This window comes from Robertmurraya kyonggiensis, from assembly GCF_005116465.1.
Taxonomy (GTDB): domain Bacteria; phylum Bacillota; class Bacilli; order Bacillales; family Cytobacillaceae; genus Robertmurraya; species Robertmurraya kyonggiensis.
Window position 1 is genome coordinate 1 of record NZ_SWBM01000066.1, and the last position, 1,181, is coordinate 1,181.

At 50.7% G+C, this 1,181-nt stretch carries 1 protein-coding gene; it reads left to right on the top strand.

Going from position 1 to position 1,181, the window contains the following annotated elements:
• Positions 1–244: 244 nt before the first annotated feature.
• Positions 245–883 (top strand): hypothetical protein, encoded by a 639-nt coding sequence (locus FA727_RS24275; RefSeq protein ID WP_158318981.1) that lies wholly within the window; start codon positions 245–247, stop codon positions 881–883.
• The last annotated feature ends 298 nt before the right edge of the window (positions 884–1,181 follow it).

Below are 1,181 nucleotides of genomic sequence, written 5' to 3' on the forward strand. Positions count from 1 at the left end.
CGCCCTCGCTGACCTGGCTAGCCACCCCAACGACGTGTCCTTCTCTGATTGCTTGGGATGGGAAGGTTTCCCTAGCATCTTGTGGTCGGTTCTACAGGCACTTGGCTACCCTACACCGCCACAATATGAGAGAATCCTCATCCGAGACCGTGGTGTGACTCGTTCCCGTGTGCGTTTGGTGGTACACCGTCACCCGCCGTGTCCTAGTTCCCCCACCTGGACGGTGGAAGTTCATGGACACCACATGGAGACGACTTGTGAGCTAGCTGCCTTGAATGGCATCAGTTCTTTTTGTGCTCAGAACCAGAGCTTGGTAGAGCACCAGTTGCTTGGGCTGTTTCCACCGACTCAGCCGGATGATCCCCACTGGATGAGGCGCTACCTTAGCTCTCCTTTGAGGATGGCGGAGAACCCCGTCGCAGCAGCCGCTTTGATGATGAGGTGGATACGGGCGTATCACCGTTTGCAGGCACTTCTTGGACGGTCGCAGAGCGAGATGCTCAACATTGCTATGGACATGTCCGCTCGCGCCCGTGACATAGGGGTTGAGAGGACCTCTTTGTCCATTGAGGTGACCACTAGAGATGCCATGATTGCTGACTTGGAGAGGCAATTGAATGACCTCCAGATTGCACACAACAACACCCAGAATGAGTTAGCACAAACTAGAGATGAGCTTGAGGAGGTACATGGTACCTTGGAGCATGCAAATGCTATGCTTGCCGCCCATGACGCTCAGCACCTTCTTGAGCAAGAAGGAGGGAATGGTGAAGGAGAGGCCCCCGATTCCGACATGGACACCGAGGATGACATGCCGCCCCTTCCAGCTCCACCTTCACCTATGGGCAGCGAGGCTACCGCTAACAACTTGGATGATTTTTAGAGTGGTAGTAGCAAGTTTACTCCTCCGCTAGGCCTAAATTTTGGCTTCATGTTGTAATAGGCTAGATGGAGTTGAGCTTCTCCTTTTATCTTTTGGTGGCAATGTAAATTAATGGTGTGGTTGTGGGATCAAAACTTGATGATGTTGTTACAGCTGTGTTGAAAACATTCTGCAGCTAACCTTGTTTTAATTATTGATGGGTTTTCCATTCATTTCTGGGCTGTGATGTGAACTACAAAGTTGTTTGGAATTTGTCAAACAAAATGATCACCAAATTGCAACCCCATTGGTTAAGCGA

What these genes read in the sequence shown, in the direction of transcription:
- FA727_RS24275 (WP_158318981.1), top strand. Translation starts at nt 245, where the DNA reads ATGGAGACGACTTGTGAGCTAGCTGCCTTGAATGGCATCAGTTCTTTT.